This window comes from Mycolicibacterium diernhoferi (genome assembly GCF_019456655.1).
Taxonomy (GTDB): domain Bacteria; phylum Actinomycetota; class Actinomycetes; order Mycobacteriales; family Mycobacteriaceae; genus Mycobacterium; species Mycobacterium diernhoferi.
The window spans coordinates 532,587-547,850 of the sequence record NZ_CP080332.1; the positions used below are offsets into that span (position 1 = coordinate 532,587).

Here is a 15,264-nt window from a genome sequence, read left to right on the forward strand (position 1 = left end):
ATGACTAAAACTCATGGGTTTGTAAATAGGAGCCGAGTTGCCCGGGTGTCTCTAATGTTCTCCGCTGTAACGAAATATGTACCGGTTTCGCCCCTGAGCTGTACCTGACGATTTCGCAGAAGGACCTGAGATGACTCTCATCACGCGCAGCGTGGTGTCGCCGGAGGAACTGCTCGGCGCCCTCGACGACCCCGACCTGGCGATCATCGAGGTGCACGCGACACGTCCCGGCAGCGCGGTCATCCCCGGTGCCCGGCCGGTCTTCTGGAAAGACCTGGCCTGGCATCCGCTGGATCGTGAGCTGGCTTCCGGGGAACTGTTGTCTGCGCGGCTGTTCGAGCTCGGCGCCGGTACCGGGTCGCGCATCGTGCTGGCCGGCGAGCCGACACAGTTCGCCGCCTATCTGCTGTGGACACTGCGGGTCCGGGGTTTCACCGATATCGGTTACCTGGACGGCGGACTGGAGACATGGCGGGCACTCGGTGCTCCGACGGCGGCCGATACGCCGGTGACCCGGACTGCGCCGACGGAGCCGCTGCCGGTCCCGGATCCCACCCCGGCGCACGAACAGCTGCGGATCGGACGCGATGACGTGCGTGCGCTGCTCGATGACGACAGCGTGGTGTTGCTGGACTACCGCACACCGCAGGAATACGCGGGGGAGCGGGTGAGCGGCCCGACCGCACCGATCGATCACGGCGCCGAGCGGCACGGCCGCATCCCCGGTGCGAAACCACTGTTCTTCCGCGAGCTGCTCGATGAGTCCGGTCGGCTCAAACCGGCCGATCAGCTGCGGGAGCTCGTGGACGGCAGCATCGCTGGGGACCCCCGCCTCATCGTCAACTACTGCCGACTGTCGCACCGGTCCACGCTGGGCTGGATCGCACTCTCGGAGGTGCTCGGCTATGACAATGTCCGCGTCTACGACGGGTCCTGGACCGAGTGGGGCAGCATCGTCGGCTTTCCCATCGAAAAGTAAAGGCTTCCTTCATGACAACGTCTCAGTCGAAATCCTTGACTCTCAATCTCAACCTGATTCCCGGTGGAGTGTTCCCGGGCGCCTGGCGCGCCGGTAACGGTGATGCTCGCCAGTACAGCAGCCTTGAGCACTACATCGAGGTAGCCAAGATCGCCGAGCGGGGCAAGTTCGACGCGGTGTTCCTCGCCGACACCCCGGTGTGGCGGTACCGCGGTGAATACCGCCCGTTCCGCGGTCTCGACCCGACGCTGGCCTTCGCCGCGATCGCGCAGCACACCAGTCACATCGGTCTGGTCGCCACCGGATCGAGTTCCTACAACTCCGCCTACAACCTGGCCCGCCGGATCTCGACCCTGGATCACATCTCGGGCGGCCGCGCCGCGTGGAACATCGTGGCCACCAACGGAGATGACGTCGCGCGTAACTTCGGCCGGGAGCACGGCCTGGATCACGATCAGCGTTACCGTCGGGCGCACGAGTTCGTCGAAGCGGTCCGTGCGCTGTGGGACGGCTGGGCCGATGACGCATGGGTGGCCGACCGGGAGACCGGCACCTATGTCGATGACAGCCGGATCCGCGCCGTCGACTACACCGGTGAGTTCGTGAACACCGCAGGCCCGCTGCCGTTGCCGCGCTCGCCGCAGGGGCATCCGGTGCTGGTGCAGGCCGGGTCGTCCCCGGACGGGATCGGGCTGGCGGCCCGGTTTGCCGATGCGGTCTACACCGTGCAGTCGACCATCGAATCGGCGATCGCCTTCCGCAACACCGTCCGCGCCCGTGCCCGCGAGTGGGGCCGTGACCCGGAGACCATCCGGGTGCTGCCCGGTCTGATCACGTTGGTCGCCCCGACCGAAGCCGAAGCGCGGCAACGAGAGATCGAGCTCCGCGAACTGCACACCGAACATTTCGCGATCAATGCGCTGGCCCTGCAGATCGGCGTGCCGGTGGAGGCCCTGGATCTGGACAAGGAACTGCCCTGGGATCTGGTGCCCTCCGACGGTGAACTGGGCGCGCAGGGCGGACATTTCGCCGCCCTGATCGGCACCGCGCGCCGGGAGCGCTACACCGTCAAGCAGATCCTGGCCCGCCAGGGCGGCGGGCTCACCCACGTCACTGCGATCGGCAGCCCCGAGCAGGTCGCCGACCAGATCGAAACCTGGTACGCCGCAGGGGCCGCCGACGGGTTCAACATCATGAGTGCCCAGCTTCCGCACGTCGCCACGGAGTTCGTCGAGCATGTGGTGCCGCTGTTGCAGCGCAAGGGCATCTTCCGCGCCGAGTACCCGGGCACCACCCTGCGGGACACCCTGGGGCTGGCCCGTCCCGGCGACGGCTTCGAGGACTACCGGGCGCCCAGCACACCCCGGCATAAGGTGGGGGAGGCCGCGTTCGGTTGATCACCGGATGCAACCCCTCATGACGATTCTCGAGACCACCCAGCAGCCGGCCGGCAGCACTGACACGGCCGGGGCACCAGCATCTGGACGCCGCTCACCCCGGCGCAACAGCCGCTGGGCCGATGCTGCCTTCCAGGCACGTTACGTCGCGGAGAAGCTGTTCGCCGCGGTCGTGGTGCTCTGGCTGGCGGCTTCGGCGGCGTTCCTCGCGGTGCACCTGGCACCCGGCGACCCGGCGACCCTGCTGATGGGCGAGTTCAAGAGCCCGGAGTTGCGTGCCACCATCGAAGCCCAATGGGGTCTGGACAAGTCGTTGGCGGTGCAGTACTTCGACTTCCTCGGTCGAGCGGTGCGGGGTGACTTCGGCATGTCGTATGTGCAGCGCACTCCGGTCAGCGACATCCTGTTCAGCCACCGGCTGGTCGCCAGCGCCCAGCTCACCACCGCGGCCACCCTGATCGCGGTCACGGTGGCGCTGGTCGTCGCGCTGCTCACCGCGGGCCGGCGCGGCCTGGCCACCCGGATCACCTACCTGGGTGAACTGACTTTCGCGTCCATCCCGACGTTCTGGCTGGGCATCGTGTTCATCACCGTGCTGTCCTTCCAGCTGGGCCTGCTGCCGGTAGTCGGTGGCAGCAAGCTGGAGAACCTGATCCTGCCCAGCCTGACCCTGGCGTTACCGCTGGCCGCGGTGCTGACCCAGGTGCTGCGGGAGGGGATCGAGCGATCGCTGGAACAGCCTTACGCCATTTCAGCGTTGGCGCGCGGCATCTCACCGTGGCAGCTGAAGCTGCGACACGGCCTGCGGCACTCGCTGATCCCGGCGGCCACGCTGGCCGGTTGGTCGGTGGGCGGGATGCTCACCGGCACCGTCATCGTCGAGCAGGTCTTCGGTCGGCCGGGGATCGGGCAGGCGACCGTCGTCGCCGTCACCCGCCAGGATATTCCCGTCGTGCTGGGCATCACGCTGCTGGCGGTGACGCTGTACGTGGTGGTCAACACCGTCGTCGACATCGTCTATCTGTGGATCGACCCCCGATTGCGGGTGAGGTAGCGGCCATGGCAACAACATTCGCGTTCCCCGGCCGGTCCCTCTCGTCGGGGTTGACCAGCTTCCGGCAGACGGGTCTGCTGATCGCCGGATCGATTCTGGTTCTGCTGGCGGTAGCCGTGCTGTTCCCCGGTCTGTTCACCGGCAGTGACCCGTTGGCCAGCAATATGTCCCACGCGCTGGCCGCACCCAGCTTCGAGCACATCTTCGGCACCGATCACCTCGGCCGCGACGTGTGGTCGCGCGTGGTGCACGGGGCCCGCTACTCGATCCTCATCGGCGTCGCCTCCACCGTGCTCGGTGTGGTGATGGGGGTGCTGCTCGGCGTGATCGCGGGGGTGTCACACCGATGGGTCGACGAGGCCATCTCCCGGGTGTTCGACGCCGTCGGCGCCTTCCCGGACCTGCTGTTCGCGCTGATGCTCATCACGTTGACCGGGCCCGGCACCGGAAATGTCATCGCCGCCATCGCGATTGCCTCGGCGCCGCGGTACGGCCGGGTGGTGCGGGCCGAGACGCTGCGGGTGCGCGAATCCGACTACGTGGCGCAATCCCGGTTGGCGATCGCCTCGGCGGTGCGCCGCACGGTGCGCCATGTGCTGCCCAATGCGCTGGGCACGGTGCCGGTGCTGGCCACCCTGGGCATCGGTACCGCGATCATCGGCGCCGCCGGGCTGAGCTTCCTGGGCTTCGGCCCCACCCCACCGCTGCCGGAATGGGGTTCGATGCTGTCGGACGCCCGCCAAGATCTGCGGGTCGCCTGGTGGGTCGGCTTCTTCCCCGGCCTGTTCATCACCATCACGGTGGTCAGTGTCTCGATCGTCGGGCGCAATCTGCAGCGTCGTTTCGAGCGGAGGGCGCAATCGTGACCACCGTTCTGCCATCCGGTATCAACACCGCGCCGGACGAGCACGCCGGCGACGTTCTGGTCGATGTCAAGGGGCTCTCGGTCTCCTTCGACACCGTGCGTGCCGCCGACGGCGCACATCTGCAGGTGGTCAAGGACGTCGACCTGAGGATCCGGCGCGGCCGCGTGCTGGCCATCGTCGGCGAATCGGGATCCGGCAAGTCGGTGACCGCACGAGCGCTGATCGGTCTGGCCGGTGACGGAAGCCGGATCGAGGCGGACACCTTCGATCTGCTCGGCACCGACGCCCGTGGATTCGAAGAACGCGACTGGCGCTCAGTCCGCGGCGGCCAGATCGGGTTCGTGCTGCAGGACGCGCTGACCTCGCTGGACCCGCTGCGGACCGTGCAGGCCGAGGTCGCCGAGGCGATGCGGATCCCGCGTGGGCAGCGAGTGGCGGCCGTCGAGGAACTCCTTGCCTCCGTGGGCATTCCCGATCCGCCCTACCGGCGGCGCAACTATCCACATCAGCTCTCCGGCGGTCTGCGGCAGCGTGCCCTGATCGCCTCGGCACTGTCCGGGCGCCCCGACGTGCTGGTGGCCGACGAACCGACCACCGCGCTCGACGTCACCGTGCAAGCGCGGATCCTGGGACTGCTGCGCACCCTGGCCGATGACGGCCGCGGCGTGTTGCTGATCAGCCATGACCTGGCCGTCGTATCCCGGGTCGCCGATGACGTGCTGGTGATGCACCACGGCCGGATCGTCGAGCAGGGATCGGTAGACGAGGTCATCCACAACCCCAAGCACGACTACACCCGCAGGCTCGTCGCCGCGGTACCCGGCCGCGACACCCGAGGTCGCCGGCTGAGTGGCTCCGCCGGTACAGAGCCGGAACAGGTGGTGCCGCAGACGTTCACCGTGAGCGACGAGGTCGTCGCCTCGGTGGTGGAGGTCGGCAAGTTCTACCGGCTGGGCCGCGGCAAGGAGTTCGCCGCCGCCGAGGACGTCAACCTGACGATCCACCGCGGCGAGGTGGTCGGCCTGGTGGGGGAATCGGGTTCGGGCAAATCGACGGTGGCCCGCATCGTCACCGGACTGCTCGCCCCCGATACCGGCCACGTTGAGATCGACGGCCGCAAGTGGACCGGTAACCGCCGCCACGTTCCGCCCCGGCTGGGCATCGTGCAGCTCGTCGCGCAGGATTCGGTCGGCTCCTTCGATCCCCGCTACACCGTCCGCGAGATCATCAACGAGACAGTCGCGCTGCGGCATTCCGGTGATGAGCGCACCGGCCGGATCCAGGAACTGCTGGATCTCGTGCACCTGCCCGCCGGTGTGATCGACCGCCATCCCCGGTCACTTTCAGGTGGTCAGCGGCAACGGGTGTCCATCGCCCGCGCGCTGGGCTCCGACCCGGAACTGCTGGTCTGCGACGAGGCGGTGTCGGCGCTGGACGTGTCGATTCAGGCGCAGATCCTCGATCTGCTGCTGGAGATCCGGGCCGTGCGGAACACCGCACTGCTGTTCATCTCTCACGACATCGGGGTGGTGCACCACGTCGCGGACCGGGTGCTGGTGATGCACCGCGGTCGGGTCGTCGAAGAGGGCACCGCCGACGAGGTGTTCGACACCCCGCAGGACCCGTACACACAGGCGCTACTGCAGGCGGTGCCGACGCTATGAGCTGTCCGGGATCCTGTCGCGGCTGACGCCGCACCGTCTTTCTGAACCCCCAGACCGCACAGGGTGTGCGGTCTCCTCACGAGATGGAACGATGATGACCCGTACAACCATGAAGGAACGGAGCTCACTGACCTTGCGGTTGGCGGCTCTGGCAGGCGCGGCGCTGCTGGCGCTGACCGCCTGCGGCAGCGATTCCGGCGGCAGCTCCGCCGGCGGCGAACCGGTCCGCGGTGGCACCCTGACCATCGCGCAGGCGGACTACCCGGAAGAGGGCTTCAACCCGGTGGTCCGCGGCTGCTGCGTTGAGGTACAGGTACTGCGCAACGTCTACGACAGCCTGGTCGCCATCGACTTCGACGAGACAATCCATCCCTGGCTGGCCGAGAGCTTCGAGCAGTCGCCCGACGGCCTGACGTACACTTTCAAGCTGCGCGAGGACGTCAAGTTCCACGACGGTGAACCGTTCAACGCCGCCGCGGTGAAGGCGAACTTCGACAAGATCACCGGTGACAAGGAGTACGCGCCGTCGGTGGCCAAGAGCACCTTCCAGAACCTGTTGGCCACCGAGGTCGTCGACGAGTACACCGTCCGTACGGTGCTTTCCGAGCCGACGGCCAACTGGCTGAGCACCTTGGCCTCCCTGCAGGGCGCCCAGATCTCCCCGAAGTCGCTGGCCGGTCCGGACGCCGCCACCGGTGGCGTCGGATTCGCGGGCACCGGCCCCTTCACTCTCTCCGAGGTGGTCGAAGGAGCCGAGCTGCGGTTCAAGCGCAACGAGGACTACAACTGGCCGTCGGCACTGGCCGAGCACGAGGGCCCGGCCTACCTGGATGAGCTGGTCGTCAAGGTGGTACCCGAGCCCAATGTTCGCGCGGGCCTGTTGACTTCGGGCGAGGTCGACGCGATCGCCCAGATCGCACCGGCCGATATCGCGCTGTTCGACGATGCGGACGGATTCCAGTTCGAGTCTCGCCCGTCGAACGTCTCGCCCTACTCGCTGTACTTCAACGTCACCGGAGACAACACCAAGGATGTCCGCGTCCGGCGTGCCCTGCGGGAAGCCGTCGACCTGAACCCGATCATCGACACCGTGCTGCAGGGCAGCTCGGAGCGCGCTTGGAGCATCGTTGGTCCCGAAAGCCCTTTCTACGACGCCAAGTACGAGAACGCCTATGGTGGCAATGTCGACGAGGCCAACAAGCTGCTCGACGAGGCCGGCTGGACCGGACGCGACAAGGACGGCTACCGGACCAACGCAGCGGGCCAACGCCTCACCGTTCGGGTGATCGCCACCGAGCCCAAGCCGCCGCTGAGCACCGTGCTCGAGGCGTACCAGGCAGAGCTGCGCACCAATGCCGGTGTCGAGGTGGATCTGCAGTTCCGTGACGAAGGCACCGTCGATGTGGTGCGTGAGACCAACGCCTATGAGGCCTTCCCCCGTGCGGTGGGCGGCACCGACATCGGCGTCGTGCTGGAGAAGATCTACGAGACCGGTGGCGCGATCAACGGACCCAAGTTGGAGGACCCGGTAGTCGACGGGTGGTTGGCCGACGGTCGTACTGCGCTGGACCAGGATTCGCGGACAACGTCGTACGACAACGTCGCGCAGTACGCCCTGATCGACGAGGTCACCACTCTGCCGCTGTACACCGAGCGTTACAACGTGGCGACCGGCAGTGGCGTCCATAACATCTCGGCATGGTTGGAGCCGCCGCGCGGCATGGTCAGCTTCGCGGCGTACGAGACCTGGAAAGACTAGACAGGACCCGTGAGCCCAACCCATGAGTAATCTGCCAGATTTCGGGATCTTCTTCCGGCTCAACGACACCGAAGCCGATCCGGTACGGCAGTACCATGACGGTCTCGACTTGATCGGGTACGCCGAGGAGCTGGGGTTATCGAGCGCGTGGATCACCTCGCACCACTTTCGGTCCGACAAGGGGACGATCGCATCGCCGCTGGTGTTCCTGGCGGCAGCGAGCCAGCGCACCAGCCGGATCCGGCTCGGGGCGGGGGTCGTCGTCGTCACCCTGGAGAACCCGATCAGGGTGGCCGAGGATGCGGTGATCACCGATGCGCTCGCCGGGGGCAGGCTGCAACTCGGGTTGGGCTCAGGCCTGGAGGATTGGGCATTCGGTCCGTTCGGGGTGGACTGGGATGACCGCCTCCGGGTGTATGCGGGGAAGGTGGCCGAGCTGAGGTCGGTCCTGGACGGGGCCGACCTCGGTGGCGGCCGTCGGCTGTACCCGCCGGCCGGCGGACTGCGGCAGCGGCTGTGGCGGGTCGCCAGCGATCCGGCCCACGCCGAAGAGATCGGTCGGGTCGGTGACAACCTGCTCTTGCGGTCATCGAAGGCGCTCACCTTCGAAGGGAATCTGACCCGGCACAGCGAGGCGATCGACGCCTTCCGCGAGCACGCGGGGGGACAGCAGCGGATCGCCGCCAGCCGGTCGGTGATCGTCGCCGAGAGCACCACCGCGGCACGTGAACTCGCCGGGCAGCACGCCATCGACGTACACCACCGAAACGGTGACGGGGAGCCGTGGTTCGGCGACCCGGATCTGGTGCGCGCACGGCTGCTCGCCGATCCGGAACTGCATCTCGTCGACGAGGTGCTGCTGCAGGTCGCGCCCGCCAAGCTGACGTTGACGCAATGGAAGTCGAGCCTGAACCTGATGGTGTCCGAGGTGCTCGACCCGATCCGCAAGGAGGGACGCAGCTATGCCCGGGTCTCGTGACCAGGATCCGCTACGTCGATGACCGCCTCGGAGCAGGTGGACGCGGAGTGGCTGGCGCAGCGGCTCACCGCGACGTCGTCGAAGGACCTGGGCCACGGACTGAGCCGGCTCATCGACGGTGGCGAACTGCCCCCCGGCGCGCACCTGCCCACCATCCGTGACTTCGCCCGGGCGGCCGGGGTCAGTCCCGGCACCGTGATGACGGCCTGGAGCCGGGTCCGAGACAGCGGCAGGCTGCAGACGCGGCGACGCGGCGGCACGGTGGTCGCCGCGGCACCCCACCCGGATGCGGAGCCGGGCGTGTCGTCGTTCGACTGGACCCATGTCGAGATGTCGGTGGTGACACCGGATCCGGTGCTCCAACCCGATCTGAGGGCAGCGCTGACCGCGGCGCTGAGCACCCCCGACCTGCACGCCGCGCGACGCGCCCATATCACCCCGGAACTGCTGCGGTTGGTCGAGCCGACCTGGCCGTTCCGGGCTCAGGCCTGGAACTGCGTCGGCGGCGGCAGCGAGGCGCTGGTGCTGGCCAGTGCCGCCGCCACCGGCGGTGCTGTATCAGGTGCCGACCGGTTGATTGCGGTGGAGGAGCCGGTCAGCCCCGGCTACCTGGAAATTCTGCGGAATTTGGGCATCTCGGCAGTCGGTGTGCACGCCGACGAACATGGCCCGACGCCTGCGTCGGTGGCCGCGGCGGTGCGCAGCGGGGTATCCGCAGTCGTGCTGCAGCCCAGCGGGGCCTATGCGGTGGCCGGCGCGCTGAGCGCGGAACGCGCGGCGGAGCTCGGTGAGCTGCTGTCGGAGCATCCCGACGTCTGGGTGATCGAGGATGACAGCGCGGGACCGTTGGCCACTGCGGAACCGGCCACGCTCGGCACCCGCCTGCCGGATCAGGTTGTCCGGATCCGCAGCTACTGCAAGGCATTCGGTATCGACCTGCGTTCGGCAGTGCTCGGTGGCAGCAGTGAATTGGTGGAGCGCACCGTCCGGCTGCGCAGTTTCGGGATGGCCGCCAACAGTCGAATCCTGCAGAACGCCCTGGCCGAGCTGATCGCGGACGAGGCGGCCGCCGATCTGATGGGCCGGGCGCGTGCGATCTACGGCCGGCGCCGTGCGACCGCGCTGCAGGCGTTCACCGAAGTCGGGCTGCCCGCCTCGGCGGGCCGCAACGGATTCGTGGTGTGGGTGCCGGTGCCCGATGAGACCTCGGCGTTGACCAACCTGGCCCGGCAGGGCATCGTGGTCGCTGCCGGCGCCAAATCCTTTGTCACCTCGGCGCCTGGTCTACTGCGGCTGTCGCTGCTGCAGTTGCCCGACGATGTCGAGCTCATCGACGGCCTGGCCCACGCGGTGCGGGCCGCGATCCACTCCGCGGACCGCGAGTACTTCGACTGAATCGGTTATGCCGAGGATCGGTGCCGGTCGGTGGCTGCGATCCTCGGCGTTGTGCGGATGCTGCGCCCGATCAGAACTGCACGCCGCGGGTCAGGGCGCCGTCCACCAGCAGGTTCGTCCCGGTGATGAAACTCGCTGCCGCACTGGACAGGAACACCACGGCATTGGCCACCTCCCGAGGGGTCGCCATCCGGCCGGTCGGGTTCAGCGCCAGGGACTGGGCGAACAACTCCGGGTCCTCGGTCTCGATGGTCGGCCACACCCCACCCGGGAAGTAGGTGTTACCGGGGCTGACGGTGTTGGCCCGCACACCCCTTCCGGCGAGTTGGAAGGCCAGGCCTTGGGTGTAGTGGATGATCGCCGCCTTCATCGCGCCGTACGGGCCTGCCGCAAAATCGATTTCGCGACCCGAGACGCTGGCGATCGTGACGATCGACCCGGCGCCGGAGGCCTCCAGCAGTGGCAGCGCGGCGTCGACCAGGCCGACGGTGCCCATCATGTCGACCTCGAAACTGGACCGCCAGTTGTCCGAGGACTCCGGAATGGCCAGCGCGCTGACGTTGGCGACCACGCCGTCCAGCCCGCCGAAGTCCTGAGCGGTGGCGTTCACCCAAGCCGTCAGCGCAGCCCGGTCGCTCACGTCGACCGCGGTGCCGACCGCGCCGTCCCCGAGTTCGGCCTGTGCGCCGGACACCGACTCGGGGGTCCGCGCGCAGTACGCGACGCGGGCTCCCTCGGCCAGCAGGCCCTCCACCACCGCCCGCCCGATACCGCGCGTTCCGCCGGTTACCGCGAACCGCTTGCCGGTGAGACCGAGATCCATGATGTTCTCCTAATAGGTGATGGTGCCGAATGAACGTGCTGCCGAGCGCAGTTCGGCGTGTACGCCGCCGTACGCGGTGGCTGCCGGGAGTAGGCGCTTGTCGATCTTGGTCACCGCGCTGTAGTTGGTGTCGACGACATTGGCGATCGGTGCCAGGGAGATCTGGGTGAGCAGCTGATAGGCGTCGAGCCGGTCGAGTCCGTACAGCTCGCCCAGCCAGGTGATCATCTCGACCTGCCCGGCCCGCCACGCCTCCTCCAACGGGCGTCCCGATCCGATGCAGACCAGGTGCGTGTCGGTTTCCAGTCGCGGCCAGGCCGGTCCACCGCCCTTGATCAACTCGACGATGGCGGTGACGTTCATGGCACCCTCCACCGCGGTGCCACACGACTCGCCCTCGCCCTGGCGGTAGTGCCCGTCGCCCAGGGAGAACAATGCCCCCGGCACGTTCACCCGCAGGTAGCAGGTCGCGCCGGCGGCCATCTCGGGGGTGTCCATGTTGCCGCCGAACACGTCGGGCACCAGCGAGGTGCGCACCTCCCGGCGGGCCGGCGCGACACCGACGGTGCCCAACATCGGGTTGCTCGGCAGCGCCAGCTCGAAGTCGCTGCCGTGCGCGCTGAACCCCAGCGTCTTGGCGGCCGAGTCGTATTCGTAGATGTACGTGCGTTCGGGCAGTGGATCCTGCAGGGTCGGACTGACCGGCACGCTGGTCAGCCCGCCGAAGAACGGGATCAGCGTGGACGCGCCCCAGGTGCGGGCCGGGGTGAGATCGACCAGATGCACCGCGAGGGTGTCCCCGGGTTCGGCGCCCTCGATCCAGAACGGTCCGGTCTGCGGGTTGAGGTCCTCGGTGTCCAGCGCCCGGGTCGCGACATCGTCGGTACTGGTGATCCGGCCGCCGAAGGCGTCCTCGGTCCACAGCGTGAGCACCGTGCCGGGCTTGATCCGCAGCACCGGTTCGGCGCCGCCGAAGGTGAAGGCGAACTGCTCGGGGGATGGGACGAACGTGATGTGCTCCATCGGGTCATCCTCGTCGCAGGATGCCGTCACCGCCATCCGACGGCAGAGATCGCGGCGTCAGGCGCTGCAACTGGGTGACGTGGGCCGGCTCCAGTTCGGCGAGGGTGGCCACGCCGAGCAGCCGCATGGTGCGGGTGATCTGTTCGGACAGGATCTCGATCATCCGGTCCACGCCCGCTTCGCCGCCGGCCATCAGGCCGTACAGGTAGGCGCGGCCGACCAGGGTGAACCGCGCGCCCAGCGCGATGGCGGCGACGATGTCGGCGCCGGACATGATGCCGGTATCCAGGATGATCTCGGTCTCCTGGCCCACCGCCGGAGCCACCTGCGGCAGCAGATGGAACGGAATGGGTGCCCGATCCAGTTGGCGTCCACCGTGATTGGACAGCACGATGCCGTCGACTCCGAGGTCGACGACGGCCTGTGCGTCGGCCAGCGTCTGGATGCCCTTGACCACCAGTTTGCCCGGCCACTGCGTCTTGATCCAGGCCAGGTCATCGAAGGTGACCGTCGGATCGAACATGGTGTCCAGCAGTTCGGCGACGGTGCCCGACCACCGGTCCAGCGAGGCGAAGGCCAGCGGCTCGGTGGTCAGGAAGTCGATCCACCACTGCGGTCGCGGGATCGCGTTGAGCACCGTCTTGGCCGTCAGCGCCGGCGGGATGGACATGCCGTTGCGCTTGTCGCGCAGCCGTGCCCCGGCCACCGGCACGTCGACGGTGACCAGCAGGGTGTCATAGCCGGCCGCTGCGGCGCGCTCGACCAGGGCCATCGAGCGGTTCCGGTCCTTCCACATGTACAGCTGGAACCAGTTGCGCCCGTCCGGGTTGGCCGCCTTCACATCCTCGATGGAGGCAGTGCCCATGGTGGACAGCGAGAACGGGATCCCGGCCCGGGCCGCCGCGCGTGCACCCGCGTACTCACCCTCGGTCTGCATCATCCGGGTGAAGCCGGTCGGGGCGATGCCGAACGGCAGTTCCGACCGGCCGCCGAGAATGGTGCAGCTGGTGTCCACCTTCGACACATCGCGCAGGATCGCCGGGTGGAACTCGATGTCCTGGAAGGCCTGCCGGGCCCGCGCCAGCGACAGCTCGGCTTCGGCGGATCCGTCGGTGTAGTCGAACGCGGCGCGCGGGGTCCGGCGCTTGGCGATGGTGCGCAGGTCCTCCACCGTCAGGGCGGCGGCCAGCCGGCGGGTGCGCGCGTTCAGTTCGGGCTTCTTGAACTGCATCAGGGGCGCCAGGTCGGCGACCTTGGGAATGCGGCGTTTCATGTCGGTACCTTTCCTGCCGCGACGGTACGCGGAATCCGGGTGCGTCGGGTGCGCACCGGTGTCTTGTGCCGGTGTTCGCCGAGTTGGACACTGGTGTCATGGACACCGCGCCGGCGGGGGCGTGACGTGCGCAACGGTTCCTTGCCGGGTCGGACCTACCAGCAAAGACTGCTAGTAGGGCTAAACATTCATCACGAGTGGGCTGGCATGGATCATGAGAGCGACAACGGCCGCCGCGGTGGGCGCGGTGGTGGCGGCAATGGCATTCGCGGGGTGGGTGACAGCGCCGACCGCGCACGCTGACGCGTGCGGCAACTTCGAGGTCTGGGGCAATGGAGGGGGCCAGTGTGACGGCCCGTTCTACGAAGACGGCAGCTTCCAGCGCTGCACCACGGTCTATGTGCTCGGGATCGGCGGCACACAGTGTTTCATCGTGCCGGCACCGCCGCGGTAGCGGTGACCCGCTCGGTGTGAGCGTGGACCGCGGGCGGTGAAGGCGCCGGCCTTGCCCGGCTGCAGCACCAGGCCCAGATATCTGTCGTGGGCCAGCTGCTCGAAGGTGTAGGCGATGCCCTCCACCACCGCTTCGGTGCGGGTCGGGCAATGCGGCGCGGTTCGTCTGCCCGTACCACGCCTGGACGTACAAGAACACCGGCGAACTTGGCCCACTGAAAGATGAACTGGTGCTAGGGGATTACACCGCATACGGGGACCCGGCGATGGAAGCTGTGGATGAATCGGTGATTGTGGATAACTTCGGGTTTCCCGGCACCGCGCACCGCCACGTGTCGTTCGCCGAGAACTACGTTGAACCGCGGCTGAATGTGCTGTTCGCGGAGATGGCGGAGCTGACCGGGCAGCGCAATGCCATCGATGGCCGGTTGGTGGAGATCGTGGCCGAGATCGACGGCAGAGGTGCGGCCGACGGCAACCCGCTGTGGGGTGGCACCGGATGCCGCTCGATCGAGGCCCTGGTGGCCTGGAAGACCGGAATGACTCCACGCAATGCGGAGACGATGGTGGCGGTGGCGCGTCGCCTCGACGAGTTGCCGCGTCTGGCAGAAGGATTGCGCGCGGGCCGGTTGTCGCTGGACCGGGTCGCGGTGATCGCCGTACGCGCCGCCGAAGGCTGCGATGACCACTATGCGAATCTGGTGCAGTACGCCACGGTGGCCCAGCTACGTACCGCGGTCAAGATGGAGCCCCGCCCCGAACCCGAGACCAAGCCCGAACCCAAGCGCGGGATCAGCTCCTATGACGGTGACGGGTACACCACCTACAAGATCCGGCTCCCCAAGCTCGACGCCGCGAAGTTCGACGCCGCGCTGGCCTCACACAAGGACGCGTTGGTCGCGGACTGGAAACGGCACCACGACGACCCCGGTGCCGAGGTGTCCGATCAGGCGCCTCCGTTCCCGGACACCGTGGATGCGTTCATGAGCCTGATCGAGGCCGGCTGGGACACCGATGTCGCCGCGCGCCCGCACGGCGCGCACACCACGGTCGTGGCGCACGTCGACCTAGACCGCCACGCCGACAAGCCGGTCGCCGCCCTGCATCTGGGAGCCGCCCTCACCGATGAGGAGCGCCGGTTCCTGCTCTGTGACGCGACCTGCGAGGTGTGGTTCGAACGGCGCGGCACCCCGATCGGGGCCGGGCGGACCACCCGCACCGTCGGCCGCCGACTCCGCCGAGCCCTGGAGTACCGGGATAAGTCGTGTGTGGTGCCCGGCTGCGGGGCCACCCGCGGTCTGCACGCCCATCACCTCGTGCACTGGGAGAACGGCGGGGCTACCGAGCTCTCAAATCTGGTGCTGCTCTGCCCGTTTCACCATCGCACGCATCACCGCGGTGGGATCACCCTCACCGGGCCCGCCCACCGACTCCGCGTCACCGACAGTGACGGCGATCTGATGACCGGGGCATCACTGGCCCGCCCACCGACCACCCCGCCCCCGGATGTAGCGCCGTGCAAAGGACCGCTCGGGGAACGCGCCCAATGGTGGTGGTACACCCCCTACGAACCACGACCACCGGCGCCGAACTGACTCG

At 68.0% G+C, this 15,264-nt stretch carries 13 protein-coding genes and 1 pseudogene; 10 read left to right on the top strand and 4 right to left on the bottom strand.

What is annotated here, in order from left to right:
• The first annotated feature begins 130 nt into the window (after window positions 1-130).
• The 8 genes from K0O62_RS02470 (at window position 131) to K0O62_RS02505 (ending at window position 10,093) form a co-directional block, all read left to right on the top strand.
• Window positions 131-979 carry a sulfurtransferase gene (locus tag K0O62_RS02470; protein WP_073855527.1) on the top strand — a complete coding sequence of 283 codons (849 nt, stop codon included), beginning with the start codon at window positions 131-133 and terminating at the stop codon, window positions 977-979.
• An 11-nt stretch (window positions 980-990) separates the two neighbouring features.
• A complete protein-coding gene (locus K0O62_RS02475) occupies window positions 991-2,376 on the top strand; it encodes an NtaA/DmoA family FMN-dependent monooxygenase (protein ID WP_079244297.1) in 1,386 nt (461 codons plus the stop codon).
• 19 nt (window positions 2,377-2,395) lie between these two features.
• Window positions 2,396-3,430: an ABC transporter permease gene (locus tag K0O62_RS02480; RefSeq protein ID WP_073855529.1), complete on the top strand. Its 1,035-nt coding sequence runs from the start codon at window positions 2,396-2,398 to the stop codon at window positions 3,428-3,430.
• Window positions 3,431-3,435: 5 nt separating this feature from the next.
• Window positions 3,436-4,296 carry an ABC transporter permease gene (locus K0O62_RS02485; RefSeq protein ID WP_073855530.1) on the top strand — a complete coding sequence of 287 codons (861 nt, stop codon included), beginning with the start codon at window positions 3,436-3,438 and terminating at the stop codon, window positions 4,294-4,296.
• A complete protein-coding gene (locus tag K0O62_RS02490) occupies window positions 4,293-5,960 on the top strand; it encodes a dipeptide ABC transporter ATP-binding protein (protein WP_234800019.1) in 1,668 nt (555 codons plus the stop codon). Before K0O62_RS02485 ends, K0O62_RS02490 begins: the two co-directional genes overlap by 4 nt.
• Window positions 5,961-6,051: 91 nt before the next feature.
• Entirely contained in the window at window positions 6,052-7,719 is a 1,668-nt protein-coding gene (locus K0O62_RS02495; protein ID WP_079244298.1) for an ABC transporter substrate-binding protein, read from the top strand.
• Between the two features lie 22 nt (window positions 7,720-7,741).
• A complete protein-coding gene (locus tag K0O62_RS02500) occupies window positions 7,742-8,698 on the top strand; it encodes an LLM class flavin-dependent oxidoreductase (RefSeq protein WP_073855532.1) in 957 nt (318 codons plus the stop codon).
• 18 nt (window positions 8,699-8,716) lie between these two features.
• Window positions 8,717-10,093, top strand: a complete 1,377-nt coding sequence (locus K0O62_RS02505; protein ID WP_073855533.1) for an aminotransferase class I/II-fold pyridoxal phosphate-dependent enzyme — start codon at window positions 8,717-8,719, stop codon at window positions 10,091-10,093.
• 70 nt (window positions 10,094-10,163) lie between these two features.
• On the opposite strand, the gene K0O62_RS02510 is transcribed toward K0O62_RS02505, so the two are convergent.
• Genes K0O62_RS02510 through K0O62_RS02520 form a run of 3 tightly spaced genes read right to left on the bottom strand, consistent with a single transcriptional unit; the run spans window position 10,164 to window position 13,212 of the window.
• Entirely contained in the window at window positions 10,164-10,916 is a 753-nt protein-coding gene (locus tag K0O62_RS02510) for an SDR family NAD(P)-dependent oxidoreductase (protein WP_073855534.1), read from the bottom strand.
• Window positions 10,917-10,925: 9 nt separating this feature from the next.
• Window positions 10,926-11,939 (bottom strand): acetamidase/formamidase family protein, encoded by a 1,014-nt coding sequence (locus tag K0O62_RS02515; RefSeq protein WP_073855763.1) that lies wholly within the window; start codon window positions 11,937-11,939, stop codon window positions 10,926-10,928.
• Window positions 11,940-11,943: 4 nt separating this feature from the next.
• Window positions 11,944-13,212, bottom strand: coding sequence for an alpha-hydroxy acid oxidase (locus tag K0O62_RS02520; RefSeq protein ID WP_073855535.1), 1,269 nt, complete (start codon window positions 13,210-13,212; stop codon window positions 11,944-11,946).
• Window positions 13,213-13,426: 214 nt separating this feature from the next.
• On the opposite strand from K0O62_RS02520, the gene K0O62_RS02525 reads away from it, so the two are divergent.
• Entirely contained in the window at window positions 13,427-13,666 is a 240-nt protein-coding gene (locus K0O62_RS02525; protein WP_073855536.1) for a CDGP domain-containing protein, read from the top strand.
• A 32-nt stretch (window positions 13,667-13,698) separates the two neighbouring features.
• Here K0O62_RS02525 and K0O62_RS02530 read toward each other — a convergent pair.
• A pseudogene (locus K0O62_RS02530) lies at window positions 13,699-13,803 on the bottom strand (TetR family transcriptional regulator); the annotation flags it as partial.
• 248 nt (window positions 13,804-14,051) lie between these two features.
• Here K0O62_RS02530 and K0O62_RS02535 point away from each other — a divergent pair.
• Window positions 14,052-15,260, top strand: coding sequence for an HNH endonuclease signature motif containing protein (locus K0O62_RS02535; RefSeq protein WP_245006552.1), 1,209 nt, complete (start codon window positions 14,052-14,054; stop codon window positions 15,258-15,260).
• The last annotated feature ends 4 nt before the right edge of the window (window positions 15,261-15,264 follow it).

What these genes read in the sequence shown, in the direction of transcription:
- K0O62_RS02470 (WP_073855527.1), top strand. Translation starts at nt 131, where the DNA reads ATGACTCTCATCACGCGCAGCGTGGTGTCGCCGGAGGAACTGCTCGGC.
- K0O62_RS02475 (WP_079244297.1), top strand. Translation starts at nt 991, where the DNA reads ATGACAACGTCTCAGTCGAAATCCTTGACTCTCAATCTCAACCTGATT.
- K0O62_RS02480 (WP_073855529.1), top strand. Translation starts at nt 2,396, where the DNA reads ATGACGATTCTCGAGACCACCCAGCAGCCGGCCGGCAGCACTGACACG.
- K0O62_RS02485 (WP_073855530.1), top strand. Translation starts at nt 3,436, where the DNA reads ATGGCAACAACATTCGCGTTCCCCGGCCGGTCCCTCTCGTCGGGGTTG.
- K0O62_RS02495 (WP_079244298.1), top strand. Translation starts at nt 6,052, where the DNA reads ATGATGACCCGTACAACCATGAAGGAACGGAGCTCACTGACCTTGCGG.
- K0O62_RS02500 (WP_073855532.1), top strand. Translation starts at nt 7,742, where the DNA reads ATGAGTAATCTGCCAGATTTCGGGATCTTCTTCCGGCTCAACGACACC.
- K0O62_RS02505 (WP_073855533.1), top strand. Translation starts at nt 8,717, where the DNA reads ATGACCGCCTCGGAGCAGGTGGACGCGGAGTGGCTGGCGCAGCGGCTC.
- K0O62_RS02510 (WP_073855534.1), bottom strand. Translation starts at nt 10,916, where the DNA reads ATGGATCTCGGTCTCACCGGCAAGCGGTTCGCGGTAACCGGCGGAACG.
- K0O62_RS02515 (WP_073855763.1), bottom strand. Translation starts at nt 11,939, where the DNA reads ATGGAGCACATCACGTTCGTCCCATCCCCCGAGCAGTTCGCCTTCACC.
- K0O62_RS02520 (WP_073855535.1), bottom strand. Translation starts at nt 13,212, where the DNA reads ATGAAACGCCGCATTCCCAAGGTCGCCGACCTGGCGCCCCTGATGCAG.
- K0O62_RS02525 (WP_073855536.1), top strand. Translation starts at nt 13,427, where the DNA reads ATGAGAGCGACAACGGCCGCCGCGGTGGGCGCGGTGGTGGCGGCAATG.
- K0O62_RS02535 (WP_245006552.1), top strand. Translation starts at nt 14,052, where the DNA reads ATGGCGGAGCTGACCGGGCAGCGCAATGCCATCGATGGCCGGTTGGTG.